This is a genomic window from Mesorhizobium sp. P160927, from assembly GCF_057766385.1.
In genome coordinates, this window is sequence record NZ_JBYMDW010000001.1 from 5059895 (window position 1) to 5074310 (window position 14416).

The window sequence follows — 14416 nt, forward strand, 5'->3', positions numbered from 1 at the left end:
CTCACCTGCCTGCACGGCGCCGCAACAGCTTCTCTCTCCCCGTCATACGGGGAGAGATGTCCAGCGGGACAGTGAGGCGCGGCGCCGACGTTCGCCAGGATTTCACCACAGAAACCGAGAACCATCCGATTTGACCACCGCCCCCCTCCTCGACGCGTCAGGCGTCGCCAAGAACTACGGCGCGGTCGCGGCTCTCCGCGACGCGTCGCTCTCCGTGCTGCCGGGCGAGGTGCATGCGCTGATGGGTGCCAATGGGGCCGGCAAGTCGACGCTGGTGAAGATCCTGACCGGCGCGATATCAGCCAATGCCGGACGCATCCTGATCCGTGGCGAGGCGCGCGACATACGCTCGCCGACCGCCGCGCGCCGGGCCGGGCTGCTGCCCGTCTATCAGGAGCCGTCGCTGATCCCCGATCTCGACGTGCTGTCCAATCTGCGGCTGACCGGCACGCCGGTCGAGCCGTTCCGCGCCTGGGTACGCGAACTCGGCATACCTGACCTCGACCTGCGCGACACCGCGCGCCACATCCCGCTCGCCATCCTGCGCGTGCTCGACCTGGCGCGTGCGCTGGCCGTCGAGCCCGACGTGCTGCTGCTCGACGAGATGACGGCGGCACTGCCCGCCAACCTTGCCGAAAAAGTGCTGGAAGTGATACGTCGCCAGGGCGACGCCGGCCGCGCCGTGATCTTCATCTCCCACCGCTTCGTCGAAATCTCGGCCCTTTGCGACCGCGCCACGGTGCTGCGCGACGGCGCGACCGTCGGCGTCGTCGACATCGTGCCGGGCGTTGAGGAAAAGATCGTCGAGCTGATGCTCGGCACTCGCATCGTCAAGACCCATGTCGCCGCCCGGAGCGCCAGCGAAAAGGCCCGCGCCCCTGCCCGCCCGCGCATCGCCGTGAGAAACCTGCGCGTCGGGACCAAGCTCAGCGATGTCTCCTTCGATCTCCGCGATGGCGAGGTGGCCGGCGTCGTGGCGCTGGAAGGCCAGGGCCAGGACGAACTGTTCGCCGCCCTTGCCGGCTCGATCAAACCATCGGGCGGCACGATCGAGGTCGACGGCAGCCCGGTGAAATTCGCCCACCCGATCGACGCCATCCGATCGGGGATCGCCTATGTGCCGGGCGACCGTTCGGAGGCGCTCGCCATGCAGCGCTCGGTGCGCGAGAATATTGCGCTCCCCTTCAGCGCCGCCTTGCGCAACTGGGGGCCTATTCGTATGCGCAAGGAGCGCGCCACCGTGGCGAGCGCCATCCAGCGCCTGCAGATCGACACCCGCGCGCAAGGCGAGGTGCAGCGCCTGTCCGGCGGCAACCAGCAAAAGGTCACCATCGCCCGCTGGATCGCGGCCGACGCGCGCACAATCTTGTGTTTCGACCCGACGCGCGGCATCGATGTCGGCACCAAGCAGGAGATCTATCGTCTGCTGCGCGAGCTCGCCGGCAACGGCAAGTCGGTTCTGTTCTACACCTCCGAACTGGAAGAAGTGCAGCGTGTCTGCGACCGCGTCATCGTCATCTTCGGCGGCCGCCTGGTCGATATTTTCCCCGTCGAGGAGGCCGACGAGCCGACGCTGATGCGCGCCGCCTACGGCCTGCCGCGCGGCGTCAAGGCGGATATCGGTATTTTGGCCGCACCCACGGCCAATGCCTCCGATGCGCCGGAGGCAACGCCATGAGCCATTTCCTGCGCCGGCAGGGCTGGGTAACAGGCCTGTTCGCCCTTCTCGTCATCCTGTTCATCGCCACCAAAATCATCCAGCCGGCGTATGGCAGTGGCGATTTCGGCTCGCTGGCGCGGGCCGTGCTGCCCTACGCCTTTGCCGTCGCCGCGCAGACGGTCGTCGTCATCGCCGGCGGCATCGACCTCTCGGTCGCCGCCATGATGGCGTTGACCAGCGTCACCGCCGCCTCGATGATGGCGGGCGCGAGCGAGGAATACGCGCTGTTCGTGGTGCCTTTCGTGCTCGCCATGGGGTTCGTGCTCGGCGCGCTCAACGGCCTGCTCATCGTCGTCACCCGCGTGCCGGACATCGTCGTCACGCTGGCCATGCTGTTCGTGCTGCAAGGTGCGGCCCTTCTGGTGCTCGGCGCCCCGGGCGGCGCGGCGGCCGAATGGCTGAAGGCGCTGATCTCGGGCACCGCGCCGATACCGGGCCTGCCCGACGCCGTCGACGCGTGGCTGCCCAAGGCGCTGCTGGTGCTGATCGTCTGCCTCTGCATCGTCTGGATTCCGCTTCGGCGGTCGCGCCTCGGCCTTTCCATCTACGCCATCGGCTCCAGCGAACTGGCGGGGTTCCGCAGCGGCGTGCCTGTCGCCCGCACCAGGGTCATCGCCTACGCGCTGTCAGGCCTGTTCGCGGCCATGGGCGGGTTGGCGCTGACCATGAGCACAGGCATCGGCGCGCCGATTCCCGGCCCCTACCTGCTGGCCAGCGTCGCCGCGGTCGTGCTGGGCGGCGTGGCGCTCGGCGGCGGCAAGGGCGGCCTGCTCGGCCCTATCGTCGCCGTCTTCGTGCTGCGGCTGGTGCGCACGGATCTCACCTTGCTCGCCATCGACCCCAACGTCACCGCCATCATCGAAGGCCTGATCATGGTCGCCGTGGTGATGTTCGGTGCCTTCATCACGATGCGAGGTCGCCAATCATGAAACTCCCTCGCAGCGCTCTACGGCGCCGTAGAGCACCATCCTTCCAGAACACCTCCTCGCGAGCAGGAGCCACCCCATGAGCACCACCGCGATCACGCCCGCGCCGGTCCCCTTCGGCCGCCGCATAAAACGCTTCATGGCCGATCGGCCTCTCATCCCGCTGATCATCCTGCTGGTCATCCTGGTGATGATCCTGCAGATCCTGCGCCCCGGCATCGTCAACGAGCGCTGGATCGCCAACACCATCAAATTCGCTATTCCGCTGGCGATCCTCGCCGGCTGCCAGACCATGACCATGTTGACCGGCGGCATCGACCTTTCGGTCGGCACGGTGGCGACGATGAGCGCCTTCATCATGGCAACCCAGATCGTCAGCCAGGACCCGGCGGTGGCCTTCCTCCTGGCGATGATGCCGGCGGTGCTGATCGGCCTCGTCAACGGCATCGGCGTCGGCGTCTTCCGTGTCCATCCGCTGATCATGACGCTGGGCACCAGCCTGATCGGCACCGGCTGCCTGCAGGTCTACCAGCGGACGGTGATCGCGTCGGGCGCAAAAATTCCCGATTTCCTCGCCTGGCTCGGCACCGGTGTGACCCCCATGCTCGGCTTTGCCTTGCCCAACGCCTTGCTGCTCTTCTTGCCGCTGGCGGCCCTCATCGTCTTCACGCTCGCCCGCACCGGCTTCGGCCGCCTGCTCTACGCCGTCGGCGACAATGAGCGCGCGACGCGCCTGTCGGGCGTGCGATACTGGCAGGTCATGACGGCGCTTTACGTCACCTCCAGCGTGCTCGCCGGCATCACCGGCTTGCTCTATATCGGCCTGATCAAGGCGCCATCGCTGTCGCTCGCCGAACCGCTGGTGCTGCCCTCGGTCGCCGCCGCCGTCATCGGCGGCACCTCTATCTTCGGCGGCCGCGGCGGCTATACCGGCACCGTCATCGGCGCGCTGATCTTGACGGTGCTGACGACGCTGCTGACGATTTTGCAAATGCCGGAGGGAGCGAGAAGGATCCTGTTCGGGTTGATCGTCCTGTTCGTGACGGCGGCATATCTGCGCATTGTCGAGGACAAGTAGGCGCGGCCGACTATTGGCGCGGGGCAGCCACAGGCTCCGCCGACAAGGGAGATGAAATCATGGAAAAGATCATCCTGGACTGTGATCCTGGGCACGACGACGCCATTGCCATCCTGCTTGCGGCGGGAAACCCGATTATCGACCTTCTCGGCATCACGACGGTTTCGGGAAACCACAATGTCGAGAACACCACGCGCAATGCTCTGGCCGTCTGCACTGCCTATGGCATCAAGGTGCCGGTGGCGAAGGGCTCACCCGGCCCGCTCATCGGCGACCAGGTGCTGGCCGTCGAAATCCATGGCGATACCGGGCTCGACGGCCCCGTCCTGCCGCCTGCCTCGTTCGAACTCGATAAGCGGCATGCCGTCGACTTCATCATCGACACCGTCATGGCACACGAGCCGAAAACCATCACGCTGGTGCCGGTCGGTCCCTACACCAACATCGCGCTCGCCATTCGCAAGGAACCACGCATCATCGGGCGGGTGAAGGGCGTCGTCGCGATGGGTGGAGCGTACACGCGCGGCAACATCACGCCAGCGGCGGAGTTCAACGTCTATGGCGACCCGGAGGCGGCGGACGTCGTGTTCCGCGCTGATTGGAACGTCACCATGGTCGGCCTCGACCTCACGCACCAGGCGCTGGCCACTCCGGACCTGCAAAACAGGGTACGCGCCGTTGGCGGCCCGATAGCCAAGTTCGTCCTCGATATCTGGGAATTCATAGCGACCACGCATGGCGGCCTCCTGCAGATCGAGTATCCTGCCGTCCACGACGCCTGCTGCGTCGCGGCCATGATCGACCCGACCGTCTTCACCACCGAGAAGGCCGATATCCGCGTCGAAATCGCCGGGCGGTGGACCAAGGGGATGACGGTCTGCAATTTCGAGCAGATGGGCGGGATGCACCATTTTGGCGGCACCGCGAGCGAGCAGGTCGACTTCCGCCATACGGTGGCGATGAGACTAGACCATCCAAAATTCTGCGACCTGATCGTCGATGCGCTTGAGCGACTGACCCGCGGCAAGGCATGACGCCGCCCGTTTACCCGCACGACCGGCGGGTGTTGGGCAAGGGTCCTGTTGAAGATCGCACGGCCGTGTGAACGGTTTCGACTGTGTTCACAGGCATTAAAGTGGCTCCGTTTAGAAAGCCCGCCGCGCCATTCGCGGCACGGCGGGCCGCCCCCTTTGACCAGGGGCCACCTACCAGCATCACTCGATGATCTGCACGACCCTGCGTGTATCGGGGTCCACCAGGACCGCATGGTCCCCGACAACGGTGTATTTGTATCTGACGTCGGGAACGTCGATTGTATGGAGCTCGACAGTGTCAGGGAGAGCGGAGCCGACGTTGAGTTCGACGCCGAGTAGGCTGACTGATGCGAGTTTTTGCTTGTGGATGTATTCGCGGACGACCGTCTGCTGCTCAGGCTTGAGAATTACGACGTCTCCCGCGAAGGAAGCACCAATTCCAGCCGCAAGCGCGAGGGCCGCGACAGCGCCGACAAGATATCTTTTCATGACAAGTCCTTTTGTGAACTAAGAAACATTCTCAGAGGCCAGAACAATTCTGGCCTCTGCCGCAGCCAATCAGCCGCCATTGGCAGGTGCGGCGGGCTTCGCGGGCGCTGAAGTGGCCGGAGCTTCCACCTTTGGCGCCTCAACCTTCACGTTGATGTCCTTCCCGCCGCCGCCACCGATGTTGATGACGCCGGTAAATATCAGCAAGACAACGATGGCGATTATCGCAAGAACAATAGCGACCGCAGTGCCGCCGCCACCTCCAGAATTAACAACAGTTGGACCGTCAGCCATGACTTTCTCCTCTCCTATTCTTTGAGTTGTCACCGGTCAGCAACGGCTCCCGCTGCATTGCGTTCCCGGGCAAGGCTTAGGTCTTATAGACGGCAAGACCGAGGTCTTATGCGGCAACCCAAATCTTGCCGATACGTTAGGTTTCGCGCGGGAGCACGCGGCCAATCATCCATCATCGCCGAATCCAGCTCGACCGCCGGATATTCTGAGAGCGAGGCAAGCAGTGACATCAGCCCACAGACCGAGCATCCGCGACGACAATCGCCCTGCAAATGACAATGATGTTCAGGCACCGGAAATCCCCTCGGCCCTGCCCGTCTGTTTGAGTGAGGACGCCAACATTGTCGATCTTGTCAGGCGAACCGAGCGCTTGGCCATCGCGGTTGTCGTGGGAATGGCGATCTGCCTGACGCTTATCCCGGCGATCTATGTTGCCCTGACCTACGGAATGTAGACGGTATGGCAGTCGTCTGTCCGCCTCCGAGGCAGGCGCGATGTCTTGACCACCTGCTCTCTCCAGGCTTTGCTCCCAACATCGCGCCTGGCATGCCGGATCCCGCCCGCGTCAATCCCGAGAAGCTCAGACAAAAAAGAACCCGCCCCGGCGTCAACCGAAGACGGGCTCTCTCCGTTTTCCAGTCCGTTGATAAAGCACTCGACGGCTACCAACCTCCAATGCCCGAGAGCGTTCCACCGGAATAATGACCCATGCTGGGATCCGCCGGTGGATCGTTCCGAGGCAGGGCTTGCGTCGGCAAGCTTTGCTCTCTTTGGCTTTCGGCGTACTCAATCTTTCTTCCACGCCGCCAACAGCGGGCCCTTGCCTCCATAGACGGGGTCCTTGCGCGGACGGCCGACCTTGGGGATCGTCACCACCGCCTTGACGTGGTCGGCGGTGGTCGTGCATTCGTCATAGGTGCCGGACGGCGGATAGGCGCCAACGACGAGAAAGTCGTCGGAGGCGGAGATGCGCTGGTGCCCGGTGCCGGCCGGAAGGACCGCGACATCGCCGGCCTTCAGCGCCAGCGTTCGGCCCTTCTTGCCGCCAAACCGGACTTTCGCCGTGCCACGGGCCACGCCGAGCACTTCGTGGATGCGCGAATGGTAGTGGACATAGTCGTAGATGCCGTTGCGCCAGCTGTCCCCCCAGCCATTGGCCGAGAAAAGCTCCTCTATCACGGCCGCGGGATCGAAGTCTTCCGGCAATCTAACCGCGCCGCGATAGACGACCAGCGGCCACGACGGGTGATTGGGCACCAGGCCATCGTCGCCAAACCTGAACTCGTTCGCTTTTCGCGGCCTGACAAGGTCGGCCGCCTGTCGACTGTCCGGTCTTGCGGCACCGGTCACCTGTTCGGCCACTTTCTTGATGCTTTGCAGGATGCTCATGACGTCGCCTCGCTTGGGGAGCCCAGGGCTGATTCAACCCGATGGCCATCGCTTGGTTCCCGCGGGCTCGGCGCCCGTCGCGGCCGCGAGGCGGAGCACCAAAGATCAGACGGACCTGCCGCCTCCCCCCGCCTGCAGCGCATTGTCCATCGCAGAGGCCGGCGAAACCATGTCCGGCAGCAATATGTCGTTGCGGCGTGCGAAGGTGACCAGCGTCGCGCGCACCGTCTCCGGGTCGATCTCACCGGCGATGCCCGCCTTGCAGGCGTTGAGGGCGACGGAATGAGCGCTGTTGCGGCTGGCGGCCGGCCATTCCTGCAACACCACGTAGGCTTCCATCAGGCTTTCGATCTTCCTCGGAAAGCCCATTCCGACCAGAATGGTCACCGGTTCTTCAAACTGCCAGCGATTCATGGCTTGTGCCTCCTCTCGATTGTGCGAGCCAAACACCGGAAGGGCGAGGCCCGCCGCGTAAGGGTTAATGGGACTGGATGTCGGCGCTCAGCCGCCGGCCGATGCCTCGGACGCCTCCGACACCTGTTGCGCGGCCAAGAACATCAGCGTCGCGGCAACGGTCCGCCGCTTCCAGCCGGCGGCTTCGGCTCTGTCGAGCAGTTCCGCCAGCAGCGGCTTCAGCGCCGCGCGGCATTCGCTTTCATAGGCCAGGAACTCCTTTGCCTGAAGTGTCGGCGCGGGCACGGCCCCAAGGTCAGCAAGTGCATCCATATCTCTCTCCCGACTGGACCACCGCTTCCAGCACCGGAAGCAGTGCCTGCAGGTTGGCTAGCTTCTTTTCATGGATCAGCACGTAGGGCTCGTCGAGTTCGACGCGCATCTTGTCCTGGTTGGTGACGAAATAGGGCGAGAGGTAGCCGCGATCGAACTGCATGCCTTCGACGACTTCCAACTCGGTCTCGGCGGTCTTGGCTTCCTCCACCGTGATGACGCCTTCATTGCCGACCTTCTCCATCGCTTCGGCGAGGAAGCGGCCGATCTCGGCGTCGCCATTGGCGGAGATGGTGCCGACCTGCGCGATCTCGTCGTTGCGGGTCACCTTGCGGGCGTTGGCCTTCAGCTCGGCGACGACAGCGTCCACCGCCTTGTCGATGCCGCGCTTCAGGTCCATCGGGTTCATGCCCGAGGCAACGGCCTTGGCACCCTCCTTGACGATCGCCTGGGCCAGGACGGTCGCGGTGGTGGTGCCGTCGCCGGCAAGGTCATTGGTCTTGGAAGCGACTTCGCGCACCATCTGCGCGCCCATGTTCTCGAACTTGTCCTCGAGCTCGATTTCCTTGGCCACGGTGACGCCATCCTTGGTGATGCGCGGCGCGCCGAACGACTTTTCGATGACGACATTGCGCCCCTTGGGGCCGAGCGTCACCTTCACCGCATTTGCCAGGATATCGACGCCGCGCAGCATCTTCTCGCGCGCTTCGGTATGGAATTTTACCTCTTTTGCAGCCATTGGATCACTCCTCTATCTCTAGGCAGCATTCGTTGACTGGTGGTTTTTCGAAGAAGCCGTCAGGCGGCCTTCTTCACTTGCGCTGTCTGCTCGATCACGCCCATCACGTCGCTTTCCTTCATGATGAGCAGATCCTCGCCCTTGAGCTTGATCTCCGTGCCGGACCATTTGCCGAAAAGGATACGGTCACCCACCCTGACATCCAGTTCGGCCAGTTTGCCGCTGTCGTCGCGCGCGCCTGGACCGACGGCGATGACTTCGCCTTCCTGCGGTTTTTCCTTGGCGGTATCGGGAATGATGACGCCGCCGGAGGTCTTTTCCTCGGCCTCGATGCGGCGGACCAGGATACGGTCATGCAATGGACGGAACGCCATGTCGTTCTCCTCTTGGGACAAACAGGTTTTCAGCTTCCTCCACACCGGACCGGCAATTCGGGCCGCTGCGGAATGCGGCGACCCTTTGGCAGGCATCGCGCGCGCATATCGAGCTAGTTTTCCCTTTTTTCGGTTTCAAGAGGCCGGCCAGAAAATTTTAGCACTCACGCTGGTGGAGTTCCAACCTACTGTTATTGCGGTCTTATTCGCTCTGCGTTGAGAGCTGACGGTTGAATTCCCGCCTCGATACGGCAAAAATATCCGCGGCCAGTACCATCGCGGGCGCCGGAACCGCTCACCCTCTGAAGGAGTTGTTTGCCGACGGCGCACGTCGATGGGCCGAAAGATTTTTTCGCCATTACGGCCACCGCTGCCGCCGAAAGGAGACATGAATGATCGCAAACGTCAGCAAGGAGTTCCGCCTCCAGATGGAGGGCTATGGCCTGACCACCGCACAAATCCATTACCATCTGCCTGACCATCGGAGCCTGCTGCAGCTTTATGTCTGGCAGGACTACGACCTGGCGCCGGAATTCCCCGAACTCAAGGGATTTCTCTCCTATTGGGAGCGCGAATTGGAAGGGCCGCTTCACTCCGTTCACATCGCGCATCACCGGCTCATCACCCCATCGGAATGGCGGGCGGTCGACGGTGTCATCACGGTCCAGTAAGGGCGGCGGCGTCGTGCGGTGCTGACCTCATCAGAAGCCGACCAGCGACCTCATCGGCATCGCCTTCGCACCGCCGCCTGCAAGCAAGCTTCAGATACGATGATCGACCAGCGCCACGCCGAGCCCGGCAAGGATCGAGCCGCGGGTTCCCTGCACCGGCAACCCGGCGCCGCTTGCCGGGGACCGCGCAAGCGCCAGCGAGGCGATGCCGACCGCCGCTAGGTCCGCCATCGAGAACCAGCGGATCAGCGTTCGCCGATGAGGTCGCACTGCAGCCACGGCCGCGTTGGATGCCCTCACAATGCCAGGCTTCCCTGCTCCGCCCCCTCGGCATTGGGATCGCCGGGCGCCGTTGCCCAGGCGAGTTCGACCAGCGTCACGGTGCGCTTTCCCGTGCCGTCGAGCTGGCAGACGATGAGGCCCTGCTCCTCGATATAGGTGAGCAGCCGCCGGGCGCGGCGCATGGAGTGCGAGCCGTAGGCACGGGCGATCGCGCCATCGCTCGGGCATGGCCAGCCCTCCTTCGCCGCGCGCGCGATCATCATGAACACGCCTTGCATGTCCTCCGGCAGCAGCGAAGCGCGCACCGAGACGTCGCGCCACACATCGTCCTCGCTGGTTTCGGCCCCCAGCCCGGCACGGGCGCGCGTCAACATGCGGCGGAAGGCGGGCAGATCAGGCACGACCGAGGCGAGGCCCTCGATGCGGCAGCGCACGACAAACTCCTGGTAGAGCACCCCGATCACGCGGAAGCCCGCGTCAGGTTGTGCAAGAATGGCGCGCAGCACGCGGTCCACCCGCTCGCGCCGCTCCGCCAGGTCCTCGGCGCTGACTTGCGGCTCCGCAGGTTCGGGGCGGATTTCCAGCGCAGCCGACTTCGCCGCCATCAGCTGGTCGAGCAGGTCCGGCGACGCCACCCGGCGCGGCGCGCGCATCGTCTCGGGCGGCGGGGCGGCCAGGATGATGGCGCGGGCATCCTCGAGCGCCGCCTCGGGCAGCGGCATCAGCCTGGGCGTGCCGTTGCGCGGGCTGGTGTCGGTGGGGCCGATGCGCAGGCCGAGCGGCCGGCGCGACAGTGCCGGCCCCAATGCCATGAATTGGCCACGCTCCAGATCGCGGAACGCCTCCGCCTGCCGCCGCTCCATACCCAGGAGATCGGCCGCGCGCGCCATGTCGATATCGAGGAAGGTGCGGCCCATCAGGAAATTGGAGGCTTCCGCCGCCACGTTCTTGGCGAGCTTGGCCAACCGCTGCGTGGCGATGATGCCGGCAAGCCCGCGCTTGCGGCCCCGGCACATCAGGTTGGTCATGGCGCCGAGCGAAAGCTTGCGCGCCTCGTCCGACACCTCGCCGGCCACCGCCGGCGCGAAAAGCTGAGCTTCGTCGACCACCACCAGCATCGGGTACCAGTGGTCGCGCGCGACCTCGAACAGCCCGCCGAGAAAAGCGGCGGCGCGCCGCATCTGGTTCTCGGCATCGAGGCCTTCGAGGTTGAGCACGGTCGAGACACGGTGGATGCGCGCCCGCTCGCCGGCCGCCTGCAGGCCGCGCTCGGTATGCTCCTCGGCATCGATCACCAGATGGCCGTAGCGTTCGCCCAGAGACACGAAGTCGCCTTCCGGATCAATGATGGTCTGCTGCACCCACGGCGCGCTCTGTTCCAGGAGACGCCGCAAGAGGTGCGACTTGCCGGAGCCCGAATTGCCCTGCACCAGGAGGCGGGTCGCCAGCAACTCCTCGAGATCGAGTTTCGCCGGCGCACCCGCTGTCGTGTGTCCCATCTCGATCGCAACGGTCATGCCAGACTCATCAGCTCCTTCGCAGACGGGCTTAGCAATCCGATCGCGGCTCGTCGAGCGTGGCATGGCCGGCGATTCGCGTTGCGCACAGCCGAGACAATGACGACTTGGCCGCGATGGACGGCCGCAATCCGGCGGGCCGCCTGCCGTTACAGCCCCGACCTGTGGATAGTAACCACCTGTTCACCATGGGCCGGCGTTCCGCTTGCGGCGGCCGGCCATCCGCTTAGCCTGGTCTTTGCATCGCCCCCCAAAGCGATGCACCCCAACGCCCCAAATGGCGGCCGGCGTTTTCAAGTTTCTCTCCAAACGTATACGCCGGTCGCCACCCGTTTCGACTACAGCCTCGGTGCCGCCTCATGCGGCTCGACCCGTCCTGGGACTGGCGGCAATCGCGGCGCGTCCAGACCCTCGAAGGGATCACGCCAGGCGTCGATCGCTTCAAGCCGCCGATACCAGCGATCGACCAGCCGATAGTCGCCGAGCGGCAGGCCCGCGACATCGTTGAAAGGCAGGAAGGTCGCCATGCGGAAGTCGGCATAAGAGACTTCGTCCCCCACCAGCCATTGCCGGCCCGCAAGCGCGGTCTCCAGGATCGCCGCCGTCGTGTGGAACAGTTTCAGCCCCTCCTTGACCACTTGGTGATCGATCGGCCCGATGTGATAGCGCTGCTTGGTGCCGCGCTCGAAATGCACCATGTCGCAGGCCCGCATGAAATTCTCCTTGCCCCAACTCAGCCAGCGGATCATCTCGGGCTCATCGTCGTTCGTGCGCCAGAAATCGGAACCCATGTCTCGCGACAACCGGCAGGCTATGGCGTCGGCCTCCCACAAGCTTCCGCCGGGCCAGACCAGTATGGGCAGGGAAAGGTTGGGATTGAGGGGCCGGAATCGCTCCGCTTGCCCCGGAGCGAACGGCGCCGCGAATTCGAAGGTCAGCCTCGCCCCGAGATGACGCGCCACCGCCACCCCCAGGCGCGGATTGGGGTTGCGGCTGAAGTACAGTTTTGTTTCCACGTCAGCCGGCATCGGCTCGACTCCGTCACTCATGAATGCCTCTCCTTGTCCCGGCGACCGTCGCCAGATCAAGGACGCCAGATCAAGGACGGGCGCGGCTGGTGCAATCCGACAAAATCATCCACTCCCCGCGCGCCAGGCGGAACGAGCAGCCCATCGAAACAGGATGGGTTGCGCAAAAGTTTGGGTTGACCGTCTCCGACGACGAGGCGACACTTCATCCCACAGCAAGGCAGGAGGAAATTAGGATGGACGAGCCCGACCGCTGGCGCCACATGTCGAGCGCGCCAAAAGACGGCAGCCGGATCCTCGTTACGGTGCGCCCGTCCGAGCAGGGGCCGGCGGAAGTCGACCTCGCCTACTGGTCACGCGCCGATCAGTTCGGCGACGAGGGCTGGCGCGCCTCCGATTCCTCGCCCGGCCGCGTCGTCGAATATGCCGAGCCGGAGCTGAAATGCTGGATGCCGATGCCCTCGGCCAATCTCAGCCGGGGCGCCTCGATGCCGGCGCCGTGGGAAGGCGACGACGCGCAACAGCTGGACGGCTCGGGGATTTAGCGCGCCGACCGCTTCGTCCTCTCAGAACAGAAACGCCGCCGTCACCGGATTCGGACCGTTACGGCCGTCAGCCGAATCCATGCCGGCGATCGTCTCCAGGTCCTGCGCGTCCAGTTCGAAATCGAAGACATCGAAATTGGCCGCGATGCGGTCCTGGCGCACCGACTTCGGGATGACGATCAGCCCTTGCTGGAGATGCCAGCGGATCATTGTCTGCGCGGTGGACTTGCCGTGTTTGCGGGCAATGCTTGATATGGTCGGGTCGCTCAGCAACCGGCCGCTGCCCAGCGGACTCCAGCTTTCCGTATGGATGTCGTGCCGGGCGTGAAATTCCCTGAGATCGCGCTGCTGGAAGCGCGGGTGCAGCTCGATCTGGTTGACGACGGGCGTCACGCCCGTCTCGCCGATGATGCGCTCCAGATGATCCCTATTGAAATTCGAAACGCCGATCGACTTGACGCGGCCGGCCTGCTTCAGCTCGACGAGCGTCTTCCAGGCCTCGACATATTTGTCCTGGCTGGGCACCGGCCAATGGATCAGGAACAGGTCGAGTTGCTCGACGCCGAGCTTCTTCATCGTGTCGTCGAAGGCCCGAAGCGCCGCATCGCGCTGGTGGGCGCCGTTGCGCAGCTTCGAGGTGATGAACAGCTCTGCCGCCGGCACGCCGGCGGCGCGGATCGCCTCACCGACCCCTTCCTCGTTCCGGTAACCCTCGGCGGTGTCGATCAGACGGTAACCGGCCTGGATCGCCCAGCCCACCACCCGCGCCGTGATGTCGTGATCGACCTGCCAGACGCCGAGGCCAAGCTGGGGAATGGCGGTGCCGTCGTTCAACGTAATCTGTTCGGGCATGGGAGAATCCTTTGTGGGGGATGGTCCAGCCTATCTAGGTTTGGCGTCCCACAACGGCCAGTCGATTTGGGAAAATTCGCGGACCCTCATTTCGGCCGGCGCACCGCCCTCACCACGCCGGCGTTTCCGCTGCCGCAGAACAGTCGGTCGGCGCCATCGGATTCGAGCCCCGAGACGCCCATGCCGGCAGGCATGTCGAGCTTCTCCAGAACCTTGCCCGTCCGGGGATCAACGCGCCGAAGATCGCTTTCGTCGCCCTCCCAGGTGGCGTGCCACAATTCGCCGTCGACCCAGGTCACCCCAGTGACGAACCGGTTGGATTCGATGGTGCGCAGGATCGCGCCGGTCTCCGGGTCGATCTGGTGGATCTTGCGCTCCCGGTGCTGGCCGACCCATAGCGTGCCTTCGGCCCAGGTCAGCCCGGAATCGCCGCCATTGCCGGGGGCTGGAATGGTGGAAAGCACCTCGCCCGTGTCGGGATCGATCTTCTGGATGCGGTCCTTGGCAAGCTGGAAGAAATGCCGGCCGTCATAGGCGGTGCCGGCATGTGCCGCGACATCGATCGAGCGCAAGGCCTGCCCGCTCTCGGGATCGAAAGCGTTCAGCCTGTCGCCTGAGGCGAACCAGACATTCTTGCCGTCAAAGCTTACCCCGGCCACCGTATTGGCACCGGGAAAGGGCCCGTATTCCCTCAAGATTTCGGCCGCCGAATGTTTCATGTGCTTGTCCCTCGATGCTGGTCGTCGTCACTT

The 14416-nt window shown here is 64.6% G+C and carries 17 protein-coding genes and 1 pseudogene; 6 read left to right on the plus strand and 12 right to left on the minus strand.

Translation table 11 applies throughout. From position 1 onward, the window contains the following. Nucleotides 1-130 precede the first annotated feature (130 nt). The 4 genes from AC3CB8_RS24685 to AC3CB8_RS24700 all read left to right on the plus strand — a co-directional run bounded on the left by AC3CB8_RS24685 (nt 131) and on the right by AC3CB8_RS24700 (nt 4758). Nucleotides 131-1678, plus strand: a complete 1548-nt coding sequence (locus AC3CB8_RS24685) for a sugar ABC transporter ATP-binding protein (protein ID WP_352563621.1) — start codon at nt 131-133, stop codon at nt 1676-1678. Beyond that, nucleotides 1675-2649 (plus strand): ABC transporter permease, encoded by a 975-nt coding sequence (locus AC3CB8_RS24690; RefSeq protein ID WP_352563620.1) that lies wholly within the window; start codon nt 1675-1677, stop codon nt 2647-2649. Before AC3CB8_RS24685 ends, AC3CB8_RS24690 begins: the two co-directional genes overlap by 4 nt. Before the next feature lie 76 nt (nt 2650-2725). Further along, the gene (locus AC3CB8_RS24695) at nt 2726-3724 is read left to right on the plus strand and encodes an ABC transporter permease (RefSeq protein WP_352563619.1); all 999 of its coding nucleotides are present in this window, start codon (nt 2726-2728) and stop codon (nt 3722-3724) included. 59 nt (nt 3725-3783) lie between these two features. After that, nucleotides 3784-4758 carry a nucleoside hydrolase gene (locus AC3CB8_RS24700; RefSeq protein ID WP_023782862.1) on the plus strand — a complete coding sequence of 325 codons (975 nt, stop codon included), beginning with the start codon at nt 3784-3786 and terminating at the stop codon, nt 4756-4758. 180 nt (nt 4759-4938) lie between these two features. Here the strand turns inward: AC3CB8_RS24700 and AC3CB8_RS24705 are convergent, their stop codons facing one another. The 7 genes and pseudogenes from AC3CB8_RS24705 to AC3CB8_RS24735 form a co-directional block, all read right to left on the minus strand. Further along, entirely contained in the window at nt 4939-5247 is a 309-nt protein-coding gene (locus tag AC3CB8_RS24705; RefSeq protein WP_023774004.1) for a DUF1236 domain-containing protein, read from the minus strand. Between the two features lie 69 nt (nt 5248-5316). Continuing rightward, nucleotides 5317-5541, minus strand: coding sequence for a hypothetical protein (locus AC3CB8_RS24710; protein ID WP_023782864.1), 225 nt, complete (start codon nt 5539-5541; stop codon nt 5317-5319). A 786-nt stretch (nt 5542-6327) separates the two neighbouring features. After that, a complete protein-coding gene (locus tag AC3CB8_RS24715) occupies nt 6328-6930 on the minus strand; it encodes a cupin domain-containing protein (protein WP_023795740.1) in 603 nt (200 codons plus the stop codon). 105 nt (nt 6931-7035) lie between these two features. Then, nucleotides 7036-7344, minus strand: a complete 309-nt coding sequence (locus AC3CB8_RS24720) for a DUF982 domain-containing protein (protein WP_023795739.1) — start codon at nt 7342-7344, stop codon at nt 7036-7038. Between the two features lie 87 nt (nt 7345-7431). Then, nucleotides 7432-7656: a hypothetical protein gene (locus AC3CB8_RS24725; protein ID WP_023773999.1), complete on the minus strand. Its 225-nt coding sequence runs from the start codon at nt 7654-7656 to the stop codon at nt 7432-7434. A gap of 4 nt (nt 7657-7660) precedes the next feature. After that, nucleotides 7661-8395 (minus strand): annotated as a pseudogene (gene groEL, locus AC3CB8_RS24730) (chaperonin GroEL); the annotation flags it as partial. A 59-nt stretch (nt 8396-8454) separates the two neighbouring features. Further along, complete coding sequence (locus AC3CB8_RS24735; protein ID WP_352563617.1) at nt 8455-8769, minus strand: co-chaperone GroES; 315 nt, start codon at nt 8767-8769, stop codon at nt 8455-8457. 392 nt (nt 8770-9161) lie between these two features. Here AC3CB8_RS24735 and AC3CB8_RS24740 point away from each other — a divergent pair, with 392 nt between their 5' ends. Beyond that, entirely contained in the window at nt 9162-9440 is a 279-nt protein-coding gene (locus tag AC3CB8_RS24740; RefSeq protein ID WP_023773995.1) for an usg protein, read from the plus strand. A 90-nt stretch (nt 9441-9530) separates the two neighbouring features. Here the strand turns inward: AC3CB8_RS24740 and AC3CB8_RS24745 are convergent, their stop codons facing one another. From AC3CB8_RS24745 to AC3CB8_RS24755, 3 genes are all read right to left on the minus strand, one after another. Continuing rightward, nucleotides 9531-9671, minus strand: coding sequence for a hypothetical protein (locus AC3CB8_RS24745; protein WP_023795737.1), 141 nt, complete (start codon nt 9669-9671; stop codon nt 9531-9533). Between the two features lie 65 nt (nt 9672-9736). Beyond that, nucleotides 9737-11239: a helicase HerA domain-containing protein gene (locus tag AC3CB8_RS24750; RefSeq protein WP_352563616.1), complete on the minus strand. Its 1503-nt coding sequence runs from the start codon at nt 11237-11239 to the stop codon at nt 9737-9739. 338 nt (nt 11240-11577) lie between these two features. After that, nucleotides 11578-12288, minus strand: a complete 711-nt coding sequence (locus AC3CB8_RS24755) for a glutathione S-transferase family protein (RefSeq protein WP_352563615.1) — start codon at nt 12286-12288, stop codon at nt 11578-11580. A gap of 215 nt (nt 12289-12503) precedes the next feature. On the opposite strand from AC3CB8_RS24755, the gene AC3CB8_RS24760 reads away from it, so the two are divergent. After that, nucleotides 12504-12812: a hypothetical protein gene (locus AC3CB8_RS24760; RefSeq protein WP_015316958.1), complete on the plus strand. Its 309-nt coding sequence runs from the start codon at nt 12504-12506 to the stop codon at nt 12810-12812. A 21-nt stretch (nt 12813-12833) separates the two neighbouring features. Here the strand turns inward: AC3CB8_RS24760 and AC3CB8_RS24765 are convergent, their stop codons facing one another. Together AC3CB8_RS24765 and AC3CB8_RS24770 are read right to left on the minus strand one after the other, a co-directional pair. Next, entirely contained in the window at nt 12834-13664 is an 831-nt protein-coding gene (locus tag AC3CB8_RS24765; RefSeq protein WP_352547537.1) for an aldo/keto reductase, read from the minus strand. An 86-nt stretch (nt 13665-13750) separates the two neighbouring features. Beyond that, the gene (locus AC3CB8_RS24770; RefSeq protein WP_023775517.1) at nt 13751-14383 is read right to left on the minus strand and encodes a Vgb family protein; all 633 of its coding nucleotides are present in this window, start codon (nt 14381-14383) and stop codon (nt 13751-13753) included. Between the last annotated feature and the right edge of the window lie 33 nt (nt 14384-14416).

Excerpts from the sequence above, each read along its gene's own strand:
- AC3CB8_RS24705 (WP_023774004.1), bottom strand. The coding sequence starts at position 5,247 with ATGAAAAGATATCTTGTCGGCGCTGTCGCGGCCCTCGCGCTTGCGGCT.
- AC3CB8_RS24695 (WP_352563619.1), top strand. The coding sequence starts at position 2,726 with ATGAGCACCACCGCGATCACGCCCGCGCCGGTCCCCTTCGGCCGCCGC.
- AC3CB8_RS24770 (WP_023775517.1), bottom strand. The coding sequence starts at position 14,383 with ATGAAACATTCGGCGGCCGAAATCTTGAGGGAATACGGGCCCTTTCCC.
- AC3CB8_RS24760 (WP_015316958.1), top strand. The coding sequence starts at position 12,504 with ATGGACGAGCCCGACCGCTGGCGCCACATGTCGAGCGCGCCAAAAGAC.
- AC3CB8_RS24720 (WP_023795739.1), bottom strand. The coding sequence starts at position 7,344 with ATGAATCGCTGGCAGTTTGAAGAACCGGTGACCATTCTGGTCGGAATG.
- AC3CB8_RS24710 (WP_023782864.1), bottom strand. The coding sequence starts at position 5,541 with ATGGCTGACGGTCCAACTGTTGTTAATTCTGGAGGTGGCGGCGGCACT.
- AC3CB8_RS24755 (WP_352563615.1), bottom strand. The coding sequence starts at position 12,288 with ATGAGTGACGGAGTCGAGCCGATGCCGGCTGACGTGGAAACAAAACTG.
- AC3CB8_RS24740 (WP_023773995.1), top strand. The coding sequence starts at position 9,162 with ATGATCGCAAACGTCAGCAAGGAGTTCCGCCTCCAGATGGAGGGCTAT.
- AC3CB8_RS24765 (WP_352547537.1), bottom strand. The coding sequence starts at position 13,664 with ATGCCCGAACAGATTACGTTGAACGACGGCACCGCCATTCCCCAGCTT.
- AC3CB8_RS24735 (WP_352563617.1), bottom strand. The coding sequence starts at position 8,769 with ATGGCGTTCCGTCCATTGCATGACCGTATCCTGGTCCGCCGCATCGAG.
- AC3CB8_RS24700 (WP_023782862.1), top strand. The coding sequence starts at position 3,784 with ATGGAAAAGATCATCCTGGACTGTGATCCTGGGCACGACGACGCCATT.
- AC3CB8_RS24715 (WP_023795740.1), bottom strand. The coding sequence starts at position 6,930 with ATGAGCATCCTGCAAAGCATCAAGAAAGTGGCCGAACAGGTGACCGGT.
- AC3CB8_RS24725 (WP_023773999.1), bottom strand. The coding sequence starts at position 7,656 with ATGGATGCACTTGCTGACCTTGGGGCCGTGCCCGCGCCGACACTTCAG.
- AC3CB8_RS24745 (WP_023795737.1), bottom strand. The coding sequence starts at position 9,671 with ATGGCGGACCTAGCGGCGGTCGGCATCGCCTCGCTGGCGCTTGCGCGG.
- AC3CB8_RS24690 (WP_352563620.1), top strand. The coding sequence starts at position 1,675 with ATGAGCCATTTCCTGCGCCGGCAGGGCTGGGTAACAGGCCTGTTCGCC.
- AC3CB8_RS24750 (WP_352563616.1), bottom strand. The coding sequence starts at position 11,239 with ATGACCGTTGCGATCGAGATGGGACACACGACAGCGGGTGCGCCGGCG.